Source organism: Pedosphaera parvula Ellin514 (assembly GCF_000172555.1).
In the GTDB taxonomy this organism is placed as follows: domain Bacteria; phylum Verrucomicrobiota; class Verrucomicrobiia; order Limisphaerales; family Pedosphaeraceae; genus Pedosphaera.
Genome location: NZ_ABOX02000007.1, coordinates 19,384 through 37,243, shown reverse-complemented (window position 1 = coordinate 37,243; position 17,860 = coordinate 19,384). Strand labels below are relative to the sequence as shown.

Annotated in this window: 9 protein-coding genes; 7 read left to right on the top strand and 2 right to left on the bottom strand. The window is 53.8% G+C overall.

The genetic code is table 11. The features are described from left to right. Positions 1-140 precede the first annotated feature (140 nt). From CFLAV_RS32005 to CFLAV_RS07200, 4 genes are read left to right on the top strand one after another with little or no spacing between them, the layout of a single operon-like run. Positions 141-1,115 carry an FKBP-type peptidyl-prolyl cis-trans isomerase N-terminal domain-containing protein gene (locus tag CFLAV_RS32005; protein ID WP_007414001.1) on the top strand — a complete coding sequence of 325 codons (975 nt, stop codon included), beginning with the start codon at positions 141-143 and terminating at the stop codon, positions 1,113-1,115. Then, entirely contained in the window at positions 1,112-2,071 is a 960-nt protein-coding gene (locus CFLAV_RS07210; RefSeq protein WP_007414000.1) for an ABC transporter ATP-binding protein, read from the top strand. Before CFLAV_RS32005 ends, CFLAV_RS07210 begins: the two co-directional genes overlap by 4 nt. Further along, positions 2,068-4,716: a Gldg family protein gene (locus CFLAV_RS33960; RefSeq protein WP_007413999.1), complete on the top strand. Its 2,649-nt coding sequence runs from the start codon at positions 2,068-2,070 to the stop codon at positions 4,714-4,716. The genes CFLAV_RS07210 and CFLAV_RS33960 overlap by 4 nt, the downstream gene beginning before the upstream one ends. Then, entirely contained in the window at positions 4,713-5,909 is a 1,197-nt protein-coding gene (locus CFLAV_RS07200) for a DUF4340 domain-containing protein (RefSeq protein WP_007413998.1), read from the top strand. Before CFLAV_RS33960 ends, CFLAV_RS07200 begins: the two co-directional genes overlap by 4 nt. Before the next feature lie 170 nt (positions 5,910-6,079). Here the strand turns inward: CFLAV_RS07200 and CFLAV_RS07195 are convergent, their stop codons facing one another. Beyond that, complete coding sequence (locus CFLAV_RS07195) at positions 6,080-6,757, bottom strand: response regulator transcription factor (RefSeq protein WP_007413996.1); 678 nt, start codon at positions 6,755-6,757, stop codon at positions 6,080-6,082. A 1-nt stretch (position 6,758) separates the two neighbouring features. Next, positions 6,759-9,800, bottom strand: a complete 3,042-nt coding sequence (locus tag CFLAV_RS07190) for a sensor histidine kinase (protein WP_007413995.1) — start codon at positions 9,798-9,800, stop codon at positions 6,759-6,761. 209 nt (positions 9,801-10,009) lie between these two features. Here CFLAV_RS07190 and CFLAV_RS07185 point away from each other — a divergent pair, with 209 nt between their 5' ends. The 3 genes from CFLAV_RS07185 to CFLAV_RS07175 all read left to right on the top strand — a co-directional run bounded on the left by CFLAV_RS07185 (position 10,010) and on the right by CFLAV_RS07175 (position 17,859). Further along, on the top strand, positions 10,010-12,076 hold the full coding sequence (locus CFLAV_RS07185; protein ID WP_007413994.1) for a beta-N-acetylhexosaminidase: 2,067 nt from the start codon (positions 10,010-10,012) through the stop codon (positions 12,074-12,076). Continuing rightward, positions 12,077-14,344 carry an NHL repeat-containing protein gene (locus tag CFLAV_RS07180; RefSeq protein WP_007413993.1) on the top strand — a complete coding sequence of 756 codons (2,268 nt, stop codon included), beginning with the start codon at positions 12,077-12,079 and terminating at the stop codon, positions 14,342-14,344. A 173-nt stretch (positions 14,345-14,517) separates the two neighbouring features. After that, positions 14,518-17,859, top strand: a complete 3,342-nt coding sequence (locus CFLAV_RS07175; RefSeq protein WP_007413992.1) for a LamG-like jellyroll fold domain-containing protein — start codon at positions 14,518-14,520, stop codon at positions 17,857-17,859. Position 17,860 lies beyond the last annotated feature (1 nt).

Below are 17,860 nucleotides of genomic sequence, written 5' to 3'. Positions count from 1 at the left end.
TTCAAATCCGCGCAACTTTGCTAAGAGTTGCGCGGATCTTTGCAACAAGCGGTCAGTTCTCCTGTAAAAGGAGAAGGGGCACGAGAAAATGATAATTGACCCTTTGATGGGGATACTGAAATAATACCAACACGACCACTATGAAGTTGAAGTTATCAAAAGCGATAATCCTAGTCGCATTCATGGCATTTTCAACCATGGCTGAGGAGCTTGCTCCCGCCACAACGCCGATTGCGCCGCCAGACAAGGAAAAAGTCAGTTATGCTCTGGGGATGCAAATGGGCTTGGAGCTCAAGCCCGCTGGCGCGGATGTGGATACCGATGTGGCTGCCCGAGCCCTCAAGGATATATTACTGGGAAAGCCCAGCCAATTTAAAGACTCTGAGATTACTGACGCTCTCAATCAGGCGCGGGCAAATGGATTGGCCGTTGCCACGCAGACTGTAAAAGGCCGGGAGAAAATCAGCTATGCGTTGGGGGTGAGAAAGGGTGAACAACTCAAACGCGTTGGCGCAGATATAGACGTTGACGCCCTTGCCCAAGGCCTCAAGGATGTAATGACCGGAAAGCCGACTAAAATCCAGGAATCCGAAATCGAGTCGCTTTTCATGAAGGCAGAAGCCTACACAGCAGCTAAACAGTCAAAAAAGAACAGAGAGGCTGGCGAAGCATTTCTCGCCAAAAACGCCAAAGCTCCAGGGATCAAGGTGCTGCCAGATGGCTTGCAGTACCGGATTATTCAAACGGGTAACGGTAAAATTCCGACAACTAACGACCTCTTGCTCGTTAAACTTCGAGGAAAGTTAATTGACGGCATGATCTTTGACAGTAAAGAGCATTTTCCGACCCGAAGTAACGGTGGAATTCAGGGGGTGCAGGAGGCTTTGCAAAGGATGAAAGTAGGATCGAAGTGGGAAGTTTTTGTGCCTGCCAACCTTGGCTATGGCAACGAAGGAGAGGCGGCGTTAAGTATTGGCCCGGACTCGACCCTTATTTACGAACTGGAACTGGTTGCCATTGCGCAGCCGGGCGATCCCCGGATCGGTACTGGAACCGTGGGGCACGGACTGGAGGGGCTGGAAGGGCAAAATTCATCCTCTAATCCTGCCAAATGATAAAAGCCGAAAACCTCACTAAAGCGTTCGGCCTAAAACTCGCCGTAAACGACGTTTCTTTCAGTGTTGAGCGGGGAGAGGTGTTGGGTTTTCTGGGACCTAACGGTGCTGGCAAGTCGACCACCATGCGCATGATCACAGGTTTCATCGCGCCCTCCGGTGGCAAGGTCAGCGTTGGTGGCTATGACGTGACGACAGATCCGATTCCAGTCAAACGGCTGATCGGCTATCTTCCTGAAAGCGCCCCGGTCTATGTGGATATGACGGTCCGAAGTTTTCTGGGCTTCTGCGCAGAGCTGAGCGGATTGCGGGGGGATGATCGAAAAAAGGCGGTTAATCGTGTCGTTGAAATGTGCTTTCTTGAATCGGTGCTATATCAAAGTGTTGACACGCTTTCCAAAGGATATCGCCATCGCACTTGTTTTGCCCAGGCGATCATCCATGATCCCGACGTATTGGTGTTGGATGAACCGACCGATGGGTTGGATCCGAACCAGAAGCACGAAATCCGCGGTTTGATCCGGCGGATGGGTGAGCGAAAGGCGATTATTTTTTCCACTCATATCCTGGAGGAAGTGGAAGCTGTTTGTTCGCGCGCGATCATAATTGACCGGGGGCAGATCGTGGCCAACGGCACGCCACAGGAATTGAAACGAAAATCCGAGTTTGGCGGGGCGGTTCTGCTGGCCGTCCGCGGTGTTTCGGGCGCGCAATTGACGGAGCGGCTTTCCAGCATTCCCAACGCTCGCAAGGCGGTTATCGTCAAAGAGGAAAACGGCGAAGTCTGGGCGCGTGTCTATCCCAGCTCGGAAAACCGAAATGGCGAACTCGTCCGCAACGTGCTAACCGCGGCCAATGGCTGGCAGGTTGAGGAATTGCACACCGAAGAAGGCCGGTTGGATGAAGTTTTCCGCAACATTACAATGCCTGACACCGCGAAAGAAAAAGCCAAATGAACTCCGTCGCGAACATCAGAGCCATAACAAAACGCGAACTGGGCGGATATTTTTCTTCACCCGTCGCCTATGTCTTCATTGTCATCTTTTTGCTATTGACGGGTTTTTTCACCTTCACGGTCGGCAGGTTTTTCGAGAGCGGCCAGGCCAATCTGGATTCCTTTTTTACGTGGCACCCGTGGCTTTACCTATTCCTTGTTCCCTGCGTGGGAATGAGGCTTTGGGCAGAGGAGCGGCGTGTCGGTACGATCGAGCTCCTGCTAACGAAGCCAGTTACCATCTGGCAGGCCATCCTCGGGAAATTTCTGGCATCCTGGATTTTTCTGGGGCTTGCATTGGCACTGACCTTTCCGGTCATCATTACCGTTAATTACCTCGGATCACCCGATAATGGGGTGATTATTGCTGCGTACGTCGGCAGCTTCCTAATGGCTGGAACTTATCTGGCAATAAGTTGCATGACCTCGGCCATGACACGTAACCAGGTTGTGAGCTTTATCGTTTCGGTCGTCATTTGCCTGTTTCTTGTATTGTGTGGATTTCCGCCGGTGACAAATTTGCTCACCCGGATGGATAAGCCGTGGTTGGTGGATCTCGTTTCCTCTTTGAGTGTAATGACTCATTTTCAACCATTCACAACGGGAATGTTGGACTCGCGAAACGTGATTTTCTTTTTGCTGATCATCGGTTTCGCGCTGTTCACCAACGGGGTAATCATTCGCAGTCACCGGGCAGTTTCCATGGACAAAATTCGGAAGCAAAAAGGCTTCGAAGCTGCACTCTACTCCACTGCCGGTGTTGCGGCCATGTTTGTGGTCATGGTTGCGGCTTACATAATTACCAGCGCGGTCAAAGTTCGTGTTGATGTCACGGCGGATAAAGCTCACACGCTTTCATCGGGCACGAAGAACATTATCGGCAAGCTCAACTCGCACGTTACCCTCCGCTTTTATTGCACGCAGGCCGATAACGCCATGCCACCGGCCCTAAGGACTTATGCTCGACATATCGAGGATCTGTTGGGCGAGTATAAACAGCAGGCCAAGGATAAATTGGTTATTCAAAAGTTTGATCCCAAGCCGGATTCAGATGCTGAAGATTCGGCGCGACTTAACGGTGTCGAAGGCCGTGCGACGGGTCCGTTTGGCAGTGCCAAGATTTACCTGGGCATGGTGGCCAGCATGTTCGATGAGAAATTCGCGCTGCCATGGTTGCCGCCAGAGCGGGAACGATTGCTGGAATACGACATTTCCCGCGCCATCGGCCGGGTGGCGAATCGTAAACGGCCGGTGATTGGTATAATGACAGGGCTGCCAGTATATGGCGAGCAACCCAGCATGCTGATGCACCCGGGAGAAGCTCGCGCGGAGGAATGGGCCTTTGTCACGGAATTAAAAAAAGACTTTACCATCAAGGATGTCCCTCTAACTGCCTCGAATATCGATGATGACATCAACGTTCTTTTAGTGGCGCATCCAGTGGATATTTCCGACACGGCACAATATGCCATTGATCAGTTTGTGCTGCGTGGTGGGAAGTTACTCGCATTCCTGGATCCCCATGCCTACTTCGATCAAAAGCATGATCGAAATCAAAACTTTACCATGGCAGGTGACAATGCAGCCCAGTCTTCACTGGATAAACTGCTCAAGGCATGGGGCCTCGAAATGGATGTCAACAGGGTGGCAGCCGACACATCGTTCGCCAGCCGCAATTTGCAAAGTGGTGATACCATGCCAACACTGCTGTTGGTCACACGGTCGGGAATTAATGAAAATGACGTTGCCACCAGTCAGATTGATAATCTCGTTTTGCCATTTGCCGGTGCGTTTATGGGCAAACCTGCGGAGGGACTCAAGGAAACTGTCCTGGTCAAATGCTCTCCCAATTCAGAGTTGGTAGACAGCATGATCTCAACTGCTGCCAGTGAGCAAATCCTGAGGAATTTCAAACCTTCGAATGTGCAATACCCGCTTGCCATTCAGTTGACGGGAAAATTCAAAACTGCTTTTCCGGATGGGAAACCCAAAAGCAATGACGAAAAGGAAAAGTCTCCAAACGTCAGCCAGTTGAAAGAGTCGAAAGGCAGGGGTGATGTAATTCTGGTGGCGGATACTGACATGTTGAACGATAAGGTGTGCGTGAGAGTTCAGAATGCGATGGGACACCGCACTGTGCAGTCCATGAATGGCAACCTTAACTTTATCCAAAGTCTGGTGGAACAATTTGCAGGCGACGATGATTTAATCAGTTCACGGAGCCGCGCCAGCATGAGCCGTCCCTTTACGCGGGTCAAAGATATGCAAGCCAAGGCCGGTAAACAATGGGAGGAAAAGGTTCAAATCCTGGAAACCAAGCAGAGAGAAACCGAGCAGAGGATCAAAGATCTGCGAAATCACAAGGAAGGGAGTCAGGACCAAAGCATCATTCTATCACCTGCACAGGAGCAGGAGTTGGAGAAATATCAGCAATCCCTGGTGGAAGTGAGCAAGGATTTGAAGCTGGTGCGTAAGAAATTGAGCAAGGACACGGAAGCTTTGGAGTTTTGGACCAAAGTCATGAATATCGGGACAATGCCAATTGTGGTGGCGATTTCAGGGCTTGGCCTGGCCCTCATCAAACCCAAACGAAGAGGTGTTAAATGAATCGCAAGCAATTCATATTTGTCCTGATTGCGTTGGCCATCATTGGCAGCGCTGGCCTGATCTTACTGAATCAAAAGAGGGAATCCTGGACCGTTCGAGAGGCCAGGATGGGTGACAAAGTGCTGAAGGATTTCAAAATAAATGATGTCGCCGTCATTCACGTCAAAGGCAAGGGTGGCTCCGATTTTAATGTGGTTAATACAAACGGAATCTGGTGCGTACGGGAGCGCAATGATTACGTGGCGAATTACCAGCAAATTAAAGATTTGCTGATTAAAATAAGAGATATCAAGGTGGTGCAGGCCGAGACGTTTGTACATTCGGAGCTTCCTCAAGTGGAGTTGGACGAACCTGGCAAAGGAGCTGGCAGCGGCACACTGCTTGAATTTAAAGACAGACAGGGGAAGCTCATTGAAGCCCTGCTCGTGGGCAAAAGGCACTTGCGCCCTGAAGAAAAAGGAGTGCCTTTTGGGCTGCATGGCTTGTTCGATGGCTGTTATATCCTTTTGCCCAAGGATTCCGAGACCGTTCTGCTGATCTCAAATGAACTTTCCAGTGCCACGCCAGATCCCGAATCGTGGCTAAGCAGGGATTTCTTTAAAATAGAACGTATTCGTTTTATTTCCTCGGTATCTCAAAACATGGCCAATTCCTGGAGCGTCTCGCGCGAAACCCAGTCAGGTCCGTGGACCCTTGCCGATAACAAATCCGGTTCTGAAGAGGTATTGGATGCGAACACAATCTCGCAAACCGTCGAAATGATTGGTTTTCTCCGCTTCACGGATGTCATTCCCAATACGGTCGCCTCACAAATAAGTTTGAAAAATCCAGTCGTGCTGACAATCCAAACGTTCGACAACTTCTCCTACACGCTCAAAATAGGTGATCGAAATCCAAATGGAAATTATCACATGACCGTAAACGTTGCGGCGGATATTTCTGCGGAACGCACAGTTGGCAGGAATGAAACGGCTGAGGAAAAGAAAACATTGGACGAAGAATTTCGGGAGAAAACAAACAGGCTTCAAAACAAGCTCGCGAAGGAACTTTTGCTGGCGCGGTGGGTTTATGTGGTCGATTCACAGAACATTGATATGCTCATTCGTGATCGTACCCAGATTCTTGAGAAGAAAGCAACGGTTGGAAAACAAAGCAAGGCGGCCAACAATGTTCTGCTGGGTGTTGATCATTAACCAATGCAGGTGAAGAGGGAGGTTACCCCAACTATTCGTACAATCGCCTGCGAGGCGCTGAATCCGACGGTAATGGCCAATTTCCAATCGGGCAAAGCAGGTTATGAGTTAGCTTTTGGAGGGTTTAGGGCCGCAGCAAATATGAAAAGGAGATTAACTACCGATGGCTTTCATGCCGGCTCCCTGCCTTTGAGCAATTTTTCTTCGACGGTCTTGGCGACGGCTCCTCCTCGAGTATGGACGTGGAGCTTGTCGTAAATTCGGCGCAGGTAATTATTGACCGTGTGATAACTCAGCCCCATCTCCTCGGCAATTTCTTTTTTTATCAATCCTTTGACCATATATTGGAGGATGTCTTTTTCGCGCGCGGAGAGACCATAGTCATTATGAGGCGTACTGTTCTGCTGAGCGAAAGCCCCCAATACCAGGCGGGCAATCCGACCGTTCATCGGTGCCCCGCCGTTGAGGACTTCATGGATAGCAGCGGTGATCGCTTCCTCTGAGGCATCCTTAAGAAGATAACCGGATGCACCCGCACAGATTGCGCCATATACCTTGTGAGGGTCGTCGTGCACCGTCAACATGATGACATGTGTGCTGGGTGAAAGAGCCTTGATGGCGCTCATGCCGGTGATCCCATCCATGCCAGGCAAGCCCACATCACACAGCACCACCTGGGGCAGGGGTTCGGTGCGGATGGCGGCCAAGGCCTGTTCGCAAGTGGAATATGTGTGTACACAGTACAAGCCGGAAATCTGGTTGATCTGCCAGGCGACCATCCGGCGGTAGTCAGCGTTGTCTTCGATCAGCCAGACCGTCGTTTTCGTTGTGACCGTAGTGGTATTCATTTCAGGGAATGGGGACGGTGAAGGTTGCAATGGTCCCGTTGCCGGGTTTGCTTTCGATGTTCAAGGAGCCGTTGAGCCGAAAGGCACGCAAGCGGATATTCTTCAAGCCATTGCCGGTGTAGGTCGTGCGAGTGTCGAAGCCGACACCATTGTCGCGCACCCTGAGTTGCCAGAGGCTGTCCAGTCGGGATATTTCAATCTCGACGCGCGAGGCGCGGGAATGCTTCGCGATATTAGCGAGCATCTCCTTATAAAGCAGGAAGATGTCCTGCCGAAATTGCGGTGGCAAAGTTCGGGTCAGGTGTGCTTGCGCGCTCTGGAACCGGCATTCAATACCCGGGAGCATGGCATTGGCCGTTTCCTTCATGCGCAAGATGAGATCCTGCAGGGTATCGTTTTCCGGATTAATGAACCAGGCGATCTCGCGGATGGAGCTCGAGGTTTGGCCCGAAATACGACTAATGGCGGCTACATCATCGGCGGCTTCTGTTCCGGCTGATCCCCCTTTTTGAAGTTTGCGGGCCAACAGCGAAATAGTGCTTAGATTGCTTCCCACCTCATCGTGGAGATCAGCGGCGAGACGCAAGCGAAGGTTCTCTAATTGACGAAACCGCGCAAGACGCACCCGGTGGATCCCCAAGGCCCCCAGCATGACTGTAGCGACGATGGCCAGTTTGAACCACCAGGTTTGCCAGACATGTGGGAGCACCACGAACTCCACGAAACCGCCCGGTTCGCTCCACGTGCTCTCGCTATTACGGGCCAGCACGCGAAACCGGTATTTTCCAGGATAAACATTGCTGTAGTGGGCCGATCGCCGTGCCCCGGCTTCAACCCAATCGGTATCCACACCTTCGAGCTGGTACTTGAACCGGGTCCGCTCTGGCGTACGAAAAGCCAGGGCGGTATATTGGAACTCGAGTTCACCCCGCCCCGGCGGAATCCGGACAGGGGCCGCCACTGACAAGGTTTCAGCAGGTGGAAAGGCTTGTTTGTCGGTGAGGATTCGTTCCAGAGTCACGGGAGGCGGAACAGGATTTTCCTCCTTGAGTGAATTGGGATCGATGACCGAAAGGCCCTTGACGGTGGCGAACCAGAGGCGGCCGTCTTTGCTCTTCCAGGCTGAGGGCTTGGCCACCATGCTACAGACTTCGCTGGCCAGACCATCTGGATTGCCATAGGCAATGCAGTGGATGGCGTTGATGGACCCGTTATCCAGTCTATCGAGATCGTTGCGATGGACACGGAAGATGCCCCGGATGCAAGTCATCCAGAGCCAGCCATTCTCATCTTCCACGATTTCGTAAATGCTATCATTGAACAATCCCCGCTGGCTGGTATAGGCGGTGAACCGGCCATCGCGGAGCCGATCAAGGCCCCCGCCCGAGGTCCCGATCCACAAATTTCCATGATGATCCGCGTAGAGCGCTCCAGTGGTGGTATTGGAAAGCCCGTCAGCAGTGGTGAATCGCACTAAGGTATCCTGGCGCAAGCGCCAGAGGCCGTCGTTGGTTCCGATCCAAAGATCTCCTTGATCGTCTTCGCAAATCGCCCGGATTACTTCCTGCGGCATGCCATGTTCGGTGCCAAAGGGGCGGATGGTCTGACCCTCCATCCGGTAGAGTCCCCGGGTAGTGCCAAGCCAGTAAGCGCCGGAGCGATCCTGGTGAACCACGCGTACGGCGCCACCGGTCAATCCATCTGCGTCCGTGTAACGGTGGACCGATTGCTGATCAAATCTAAAGAGCCCGCCATCCCAATCGGAGCCTGCCCAGACTCGTTGGGCGGAATCCTCGCACAGCCCCAGTGCCAGGGATGAACCGTCGCAGGTGAGCGCAGTGAAAACACCGTCCTTAAGCCGGTTGACCCCGCCGCCCCACGTCGCCGCCCAGATTACCCCGTCTTTGCCTTCGAGAACGGAGGTGACATTGTTGCAGGAGAGACCGTTTTGCTGGGTGTAGCTGGTGAAAGGATGCGAGTTGAGGCGGATCAAACCATCCCGGGAACCGATCCACAAATTGCCCTCGCGATCTTCAAAAATCGCGTTGACCAGGTCAAACGCCTGGCCTTGCCCGTCTAATTGGCCGATGATTTTCGGGTCTACAAACTGTGAAAGCCCACCATAGCTGCCAACCCACAAGTTGCCGCGCCGGTCCCGTTGTATGTGAGTAATGATATTGTTTGCCGGGCTGTCAGTCATCACAAAGGTGGTGACCTGTCCTTTCTGAATGCGGCTCAAACCGTTGCCTGCGCCGACCCAAATCGTGCCGTCAGGATCGCAGAAGAGGGCGCGTGCATCGTTTATCCGCAACCCATCTGCCATCAAGAAACGGCGGATCACGACTCCGTCTTTCCAGCAATAGACGCCCGTGGGCGTGGCAAGCCACAGCTGGCCCTCTTGATCCTCAACCATGCCTCGGACCACATCGGACGCAAGGCCGCTGTTCGTGCCGAAGTTGACGAATTTACCATCCCGGTAGCGGCTCAACCCACCCAGCGTCGCAAACCACAACGAGCCATCGCGGGTTTCGAGTGTCGGGCCGAGGCAGCTGTCGTTCGCCAGCCCGTCGGCCTTCCCGTAGCGGGTGAACTTCCCGTCTTTCAAACGGAGCATGCCCCCGCGGCCGGTTGCAATCCAGAGGCTGCCGTCCTGGCCCTCCTGCAAGCCGAGGATGTTGGCGTTAAGCATTTCCGGCACGTTATTTTTATTGAACCCAACGAAACGAACCCCATCAAAGCGCGCCAACCCAAACTGGGTTCCCACCCAAAGGTAACCATCCCGGGTTTGCAACACTGCTTGCACGCAACTATGCGGCAACCCGTCATCCATGCGCCAAAGCCGGGAACCATATTGTGAGACTACCGTGGCCCCATTGGTCGCCTGTGCCAAAAGATAAATGAGGAGGAAACCAACGAAACGGCTCGTCTGGCCATACGAAAGAAGCGGGCAGGTTTTTGCTTCGCGGAACACCTGGCCGAGGATAATGGTTGCATCGCGGGATGTAAAGTGGCTCGTCGTTGCCAACTGAATCGCGATCTGCAAATGGGTGTCTTCTGGCTACCGCCATCTGCTGGGCCGGAAGCTTGCAAGGTTTTTCTTGGGGGCATGCCTGCTGGCGGCACGGAGCCGACTGCAGGTCGCAATTTGTTCTGTGGGCTATGGGCACAAACGTGCCTTTTGCATGTTTTTACTTGTTTCGCCTGTCCCAGGCGGTTAATCACTAATGATTACTCCATTTAACCGGAATTTTGATGTCGTTGTCTAAACCGAGAATTTTCAGTTTGTTGCTATCGTTTCTGGCAGTTGTAACCTTAGGTGCCGCTCCGGCGATTATTCCGCTGCCAGTGCAAACCCAGATTCGTCCGGGAATCTTTACACTCTGCCCCACGCAACAAGTTGCTGGTGCTTTCGGCCACGCAATAGTCAAGATCCTGGTGGACAGCTCCTCGTTCGAAAACGGTCAGTACCTGGCAGCGACCTTGCGCAAATCGACTGGCTACGAATTTGCGGTGGTTACTAATTCCAGTGCAGGTCCGGTTCGTGCCTCTATTTTATTGACCACTGTCAATGCGCTCCCCGCTCTCGGCCCTGAAGGATACGAACTGACCGTCGCCCCCGATGCGGTGGTCGTCCGGGCTCCGGCAGCAGCTGGAGTGTTTTATGGAGTGCAATCGCTTCTTCAATTGTTTCCGCCTGAGGTTCTCGCGCAGAGACCCGTTGCCGGTGTGCAGTGGACGGCACCGTGCGTGTACATTCAGGATCAACCACGGTTCGCGTGGCGGGGTGTGATGTTGGATGTCTCCCGGCACTTTGTGGATAAACAGGAGGTAGAACGCCTGCTGGATGGGCTGGCCTTGCACAAGATCAATACTTTTCACTGGCACCTGGTGGATGACCACGGTTGGCGAATCCAAATTCTTTCCTATCCGCTTCTGACGTCTACTGGCGCCTGGCGAAATGGCATCGATTACGGTCAGAACCCGTCCGCGAGCACGGCTTACAACTTGTCCGGGCAATATGGTGGCTATTATACGCAGGACGACATTCGCGAAGTAGTGGCTTATGCCCGGCAACGGCACATCACCGTCGTGCCGGAGATTGAGTTGCCGGCCCACTCCACCGCAGGCCTGAAATCTTATCCGCAGTTCGGCACAGGTAACTCCGGTTACAACATGGACAACATTGGCTACGGTATTTCCATGTACAGCTTGGCAGGGCCGGGATGCTGGACCTTCTTTACGAATGTGCTCTCGGAAGTCATGGGTCTTTTTCCTGGCCAATACATCCATTGCGGGGGGGATGAAGTGACTGCCACCGGTGATACGAAATGGACAACCTACTCTTACGATGCCAATCAAATGACGGCCCTAAGCATCACCAACGGCACCAGTAGCAGCAAGCTCCAGAGATATCAGCGCTGGTTCTCCACTAATATTTGCAGTTTTCTCCGGTCCAACGGGCGCACGATGGTCGGTTGGTCGGAATTTGAGGCGGCAGGCACCATTACCAACGCAGTGCTGATGGACTGGCTGGGCACATACACCTCGGCGACCGCCTCGAATGGCCAGTATGTCGTCGTGGCGCCCAACGGCATCAATTATTACGAAGAAAATGATTCCAACACCTTGATTAACGAACCATTTTTTCAAGTCGGCAACAACCCCTCCTACAAAACTGTCAGTGATGTCTATAATTTTGAACCTGTGCCTGCGAATTTGGATCCCTCTTTTGCGGGCTACATCCTGGGCGCACAGTGTAATTTGTGGACTGAATTCGTGCCCTCAACCCTGAACGTTCAATATAAGATGTTCCCTCGAGTCTGTGCTGAAGCGGAGATGGCCTGGACGTCTAAAACACAAAAGAATTTCACCGATTTCACCAACCGGTTAACGGTCGATGTCCAGCGGTTGGCTCAGATGGGTCTCAATTACAATCGTGAGACAAATACACTGATCGGTTCCTGGGGACCATCCGTTCCGACGAGTCCCACAACGGTGAATTATGACATTACCCCCTATGTTACCAAGGCGGGTGAGATTGACGTAAGTTTCGTTTACACTACGGGTTCCGACGGCATCAACGTTTACTCGGTGACCCTGTTCGAAAACGGCACGCAATTGGACATTAATACCTTCACGGGATTTACAGGATTGGTCAATTTCACGCAGACGGGAAACTCGCTGGGTGGGGTTGCTTATTATGTGTTGCACCTGCCCGCATTTCATCCTGGTTCCACCTACACCATTCAGGCTTCCATCGCCGAGAATGGCATCCACGCCAGCAGCAACGGAAAGGTCTTTCTGCCCAATTGGAACTGAATGAAAGCGCTGCTCGCCATTTTAACCGTTTTCCTGTCGCTCGCGTTTGTGCCGCTGTCGCACTCCCAACCGTTGACTGTCAGCACCCTCGCTGGCAACGCCGGACAGGGCAGTGCGGATGGCAACAACAGCAGCGCGCGATTCAATCTGCCAGGCGGTGTGGCCGTGGATAAGACCGGGAATTTGTACGTGGCCGATACGGCGAATCACACGATCCGAAAAATCAGCGGGGGTGTGGTTAGCACCTTCGCAGGTTTGGCTGGCGTCAGTGGCAGCGCTAATGGCAAGGGCAGCGCCGCCAGATTCAATCAACCGCAAGGGGTGGCTGTCGATACCAACGGCATCGTATATGTGGCCGATACCGGCAATCACATCATTCGAAAAATTGCGCTGGACGGGACAGTCAGCACCCTCGCGGGTGCAGCGGGAAATCCGGGCACTTTAAATGCCACCGGAACCAACGCACAATTTTACGAACCCGAGGCGGTGGCTGTGAACGGCAATGGCTCACTCATCTATGTGGCCGATACGTGGAACCATGAGATTCGGCAGGTCACATCCGCCGGAGTTGTGACCACGCTGGCTGGCACTCCTGGTGTTATTGGCACCGGTTCACTCTTCTACCAACCGCAAGGCATTGCGGTGGGCAGCGATGGAAACATCTATGTAGCTGATACCGGGAACGGAACCATTCGCGTGATACCCCCCGGCGGCAGCGTGACCACGTTAGCCGGTTCCCCGGGCAATTATGGGAGCACCAACGGCACAGGCAGTGCTGCACAGTTCTATCAGCCGATGGGTGTGGCGGTGGCTGCCAATGGCACAGTTTACGTGGCGGACAACCTCAACCACACCATTCGCGCCGTCACTTCCGGTGGCGTCGTCACCACGCTGGCGGGCCTTGCAGGCAATTACGGCAGCAAGGATGGCACGGGCAGCAATGCGCGATTTTATGCACCGCAGGGTGTCGCGGTGAGCGGCAGCACGGTTTTTGTGGTGGACACAGGCAATGGCACGATTCGCCAGATCAGTTCTGGCGGAGCGGTCACCACGCTGGCCGGCTCTGCCTCCATCGGAAACGCGGACGGGACCGGCGGCAGCGCAAAATTTTATTGGCCAAAAGGCACGGCGGTCGATGCCAGCGGAAATGTTTTTGTGAGCGATACGTTCAATCACACGATTCGCAAAATCACGGCCGCTGGGACTGTGAGCACTTTGGCTGGGACGGCGGGCAGTTCCGGCACCAACAATGGGGTGGGTGGTGGCGCGCAGTTCTACGCACCGCAGGGCATCGCGGTGGACACAGGTGGAAATGCCTACGTGGCCGACACCGCCAACAACGTTATTCGAAAGGTAACATCAGGCGGAACAGTCACCACCCTGGCAGGCACTGCGGGTGTCGAAGGGCAGGGGGACGGAACTGGGAGTAACGCTCAGTTTAGCGGACCGCAAGCCGTGGCATTGGACGGCGCCGCCAACGTTTATGTTTCTGATACCGGGAATCATACCATCCGAAAAATTAGTCCGGGCGGCGCCGTAACTACCTTTGCAGGATTTCCGGGCCATCCAGGGAACCTGGACAGCAACATGGACAACAATGGCACAAACACTGCCCGCTTTTATTCGCCCTCAGGTCTTGCTGTGGATAGTTCCGGCAACGTTTATGTGGCTGACACCGGCAACCACACCATCCGAAAAATTACCGCTGACGGTTCGGTGAGCACTTTGGCGGGGTTGCCGGGAGTGTGGGGCAACGCGGACGGAACAAATCGCGACGCCCGGTTTTTCCAACCTGAGGGCATCAGCATAGACAGTCAGGGAAATCTTTTTGTGATGGATTCCGGCAATCATACCATGCGAATGCTGATAGCTTCAGGCACCAACTGGATCGTGACCACCATAGCGGGCCAGCCTGACCTCGGTGGCGCCGCTGATGGAACGGGCAATGGCGCGCAATTTTATTATCCTGGCGGCCTCGGGCTGAACAACTCAGGATTTTTCGCTGTTGCGGACTCTGGCAATAATACCATCCGTGCCGGGGTGCCACCACCCGCCCATGTTGATCAAATCAGTGTTCTTGCCAATGGATCGGTGCAGCTGAGCATGAGTGGGAGGGCGAATACCTCTTACACCCTGCTGACCACCACCAATTGGACAGGTTGGGATGTTCTTGCTGTACTGCCGAGCGGGAGTGGAGTTTTCCAATATACCGATTCCTCAGCCATCGGCAACCGCACGCGCTTCTATCGGCTTCAGTTGGGGCCATGACGAATGCCGGTGCTGTAGGCACGTTTGTGCCCTTGCATTGAACAGTTTTTTTTGCTTACATGAACAAACAATATTCTCTTTGAGAGTCGAGGAATAACTGTGTAAACCGCTCATGCTATCCAGAGAAATAAATTAAACCATTCCCAATATAAGCAGCCCGCTCGTAATCCATTATGAAACCCCCCGCTCAACATCGATTAAAGTTCCTTCCTGCCATCCTCTGCCTCCTCGCCTTTAACCAAAGTGTTAAGGCGGTGAATCAATATTTTGATGTCAACGGTACCTCCGCAGGTTACGGCATCGCGAACGGCGGTACCTACTCTTGGGATGCTTCGAACTGGGCCACAAATTCAGGCGGGACTAGTGCCGTTGGACCCTGGGTGCCCGGAAGCTTTGCGAGATTCCCTGGCGGCGTTAGTGGTAACAATTATACGGTCACCGTCGCCAACTCTGAATCCATGGCTGGACTTTTCATGAGTGTCACGGGCGTGACCCTGAACATTAATGCCGTGGGAAGTGGCAATTTGAATGTCGCCGCTGGAGCTCAGGGATTTCTTGTGAATGGTCCGGTTATTATCAATGCTCCGATTGTCGGCACCGGCGGGGTTGGTCCGGAATACAACGCCTCAGGAGCCGCTGTCTCTCTTTTTGCCAGCAACTCGTATAGCGGAGGAACGTTTTTTGGGTTTACCGGCAGTGCTCCTCTTACGTGGTTCAACAATAATAACTCATTTGGTACCGGCCCCATGACACTGATGAATGCCACTAACACTTATTGGGCAATTCTTTCTGTGGGTGGCGCGCCGATTACGCTGGCCAATGCCTTTACAAATACAGTAGGTGGCGCTGGCATTAATTTTGCCAACGGCGCCAATGCCCCCGTGACCTGCACCGGTAATTGGGGTTTGGCTGGCAACTATACGTTTATTAGAAACAATGGCGATTCCACGGCTCCCCTCACTCTTTCGGGCGTCATCAGTGGCACTGCCGGTGTGAACTTCAGTGGCAACAACGGTGGCACGATTACCCTGAGTGGCACGAACACCTACACGGGCGGCACCACTGTCGCCTTCGCCACCCCAGCCGGCACCCTCGTGGTGCCCGCCAACGGTGCGCTCGCGGGCAACGTCACCGTTAGTTCAGGTGGGCTCAAACTCGACAAAGTTGGGGCTTTAAGCTCCTCCGCAAGTCTCAATCTTGTCAGCTCACTTGCCAGCGGTGCGGTTAATCTCAACTTCTCCGGCACACAAGTCGTCAGCTCCATCAATATCGATTCGATCTCCCAAGCCTCAGGTACTTGGGGTTCACCCAGTTCCGGAGCCCAAAACACGAGCTCCCTCTTCTCCGGCAATGGCATCCTCAATATCCAGGGAGCACCGGTGGTTGTCCAGCAACCGTCATCAATCACCAGATTTGATGGTCAAAGCGGAAGCTTCGCTGTGGTGGTTTCGGGCGCCGCACCGTTCACCTATCAATGGAAGTTCAATGGTAACGCCATTTCGGGCGCGACCGATTCAAGCTATCCGATTTCCAATCTGACAACAAATAATGCTGGCTCCTACTCTTGTGGTATCACCAACGCCTTCGGCGGGACTATCAGCCTTGGTGCTACGTTAGCGGTTCAGGCGACCAACAACTATTCGAGCGCCATTCTGGCTGACAGCCCGATATCTTATTGGCGCTTGGATGAGGCCAGCGGTACCGTTGCCCATGACGCAGTGAGCACCAACAGCGGCACTTACGTTAACGTGACACTCAGCCAACCCGGATATACGCAACTCGATCCCGATACCTGTATCGGCTTGCCGGCTTCCGCCGGACAGGGTTTTGTTCAGGTCACCAACTCCGCCCCATTCGCCTTCCCAGGTGTTACAACCTTCGCGCTGGAGGCCTGGGTGAACTTCACCAATGTGAACGGCGTCCAACGCATCTTTTCAACCTTCGCGGGAGTCGCTCCATCACGGGGCTATGCCTTTGGAATCAGCGGGGGCAATGTCTTGCGCTTTACCACATCCGGAGTACAGGATGCGGACCAAAGCCTGGCTACAGCGTTGGTGCCGGGCCTATGGTACCATCTGGTTGTTACGTGTGATTTGTTCAATTACCACTTCTATGTAAACGGCCATGAAGTCGGCACTCCCATTACTATCATTGGTGGCGGCAACACGGGCGTAAACCAACCGTTGCAGTTGGGATGCAACCCGGCAAGCTATATTGCTTCGTTTCCTACTGCGGCCGAGCAACTCAACGGCCGCATTGACGAGGCCGCAATTTACAACTTCCTGACCGCCGATCAGGTTTTGGCCCATTATAACGCCAAGCCCATTGGGCCGCCCGGGGTCGGACAGCCGGTGGCTACTCCATCCACGAATTATGAGAGCTTGTCGTCCGTGATTCAAGCGGTTGCCGATGGGCAGTCGCTACAGTACCAATGGTTTAAAGGAACCACGGCACTCTCTGGCCAGACCAGTAATACGCTCACAATCTCACCGTTGCATTTGAGCGACAGTGGAACCTACAAAGTGCAGGTAAGCAATCCTATGGGGACCACTAACAGCCCTGACGTGACGCTTACCGTGTTGCCGATCCCGACTAGTGCTACCGTACTCAATCTGACCAACGGTTTGGTATTACACCTGCCATTTGACGGTGACTATGCAGATATCTCAGGCCACAGCAACAACGGCACAAATGTGGGCGCGACCACCTTCGTTTCGCCGGGTGCCATCGGGGCGCATGGCTTGCACTACTCCACCGATGCAGACGTCGGAAGCACCAACTATGTGACTTTGGGCGTCCGGCCTGACCTGCAATTTGGGGCCAATTTGGACTTCACGGTTGCATTCTGGGTGCGTCAACCGGCTGGGTCCACCTACACCAATCTGCCTTTCTTCACCGACGCAGTGGGGTCGACCGCTCAGGGCGGCTTCGCCTTCGCTCCCTATGCAGGAACTGGCGGTGGTGGATGGATGTATACTATTGGCACGGTGACTTCGCCGAACCTGGCCACCACGTTCCCTGATGCCAATCTTATCAATGATGGAAATTGGCACCATCTTGTGCATGTCGCCAGCCGCACCGCGAATTGCACGACTTATCTGGATGGTATCCAGGTGGATTCACAGGCCATTACTATCTCTGGTAATATCAACACCACTAACGCGGCCACCATTGGTCAGGACCCGACCGGTGCCTATCCCGTAACGGCGCAGGCAGATCTTGACGATCTGGGTGTTTGGCAGCGTGCGTTGACGCCTTTGGAAGTCAGCGGCATCTATCTGGCTGGCGCGACCAATAGCGTAAGTTTCGCTCCACCCCCGCCGCCCCAGCCCGTGCCTGTGGCGCTTCATGTGCAGCAAAGTGCCGGACAGTTGCAGATCACCTGGACTGGGACCGGCGGCGTGCTCCAAGCTTCCGGGATTGTTTCCGGCACTTACACGAACGTCCCCAGCGCCAGCTCACCATACACCATCCCGGCTTCGGGACCGCAAATGTTCTACCGACTGAAGTACTAAA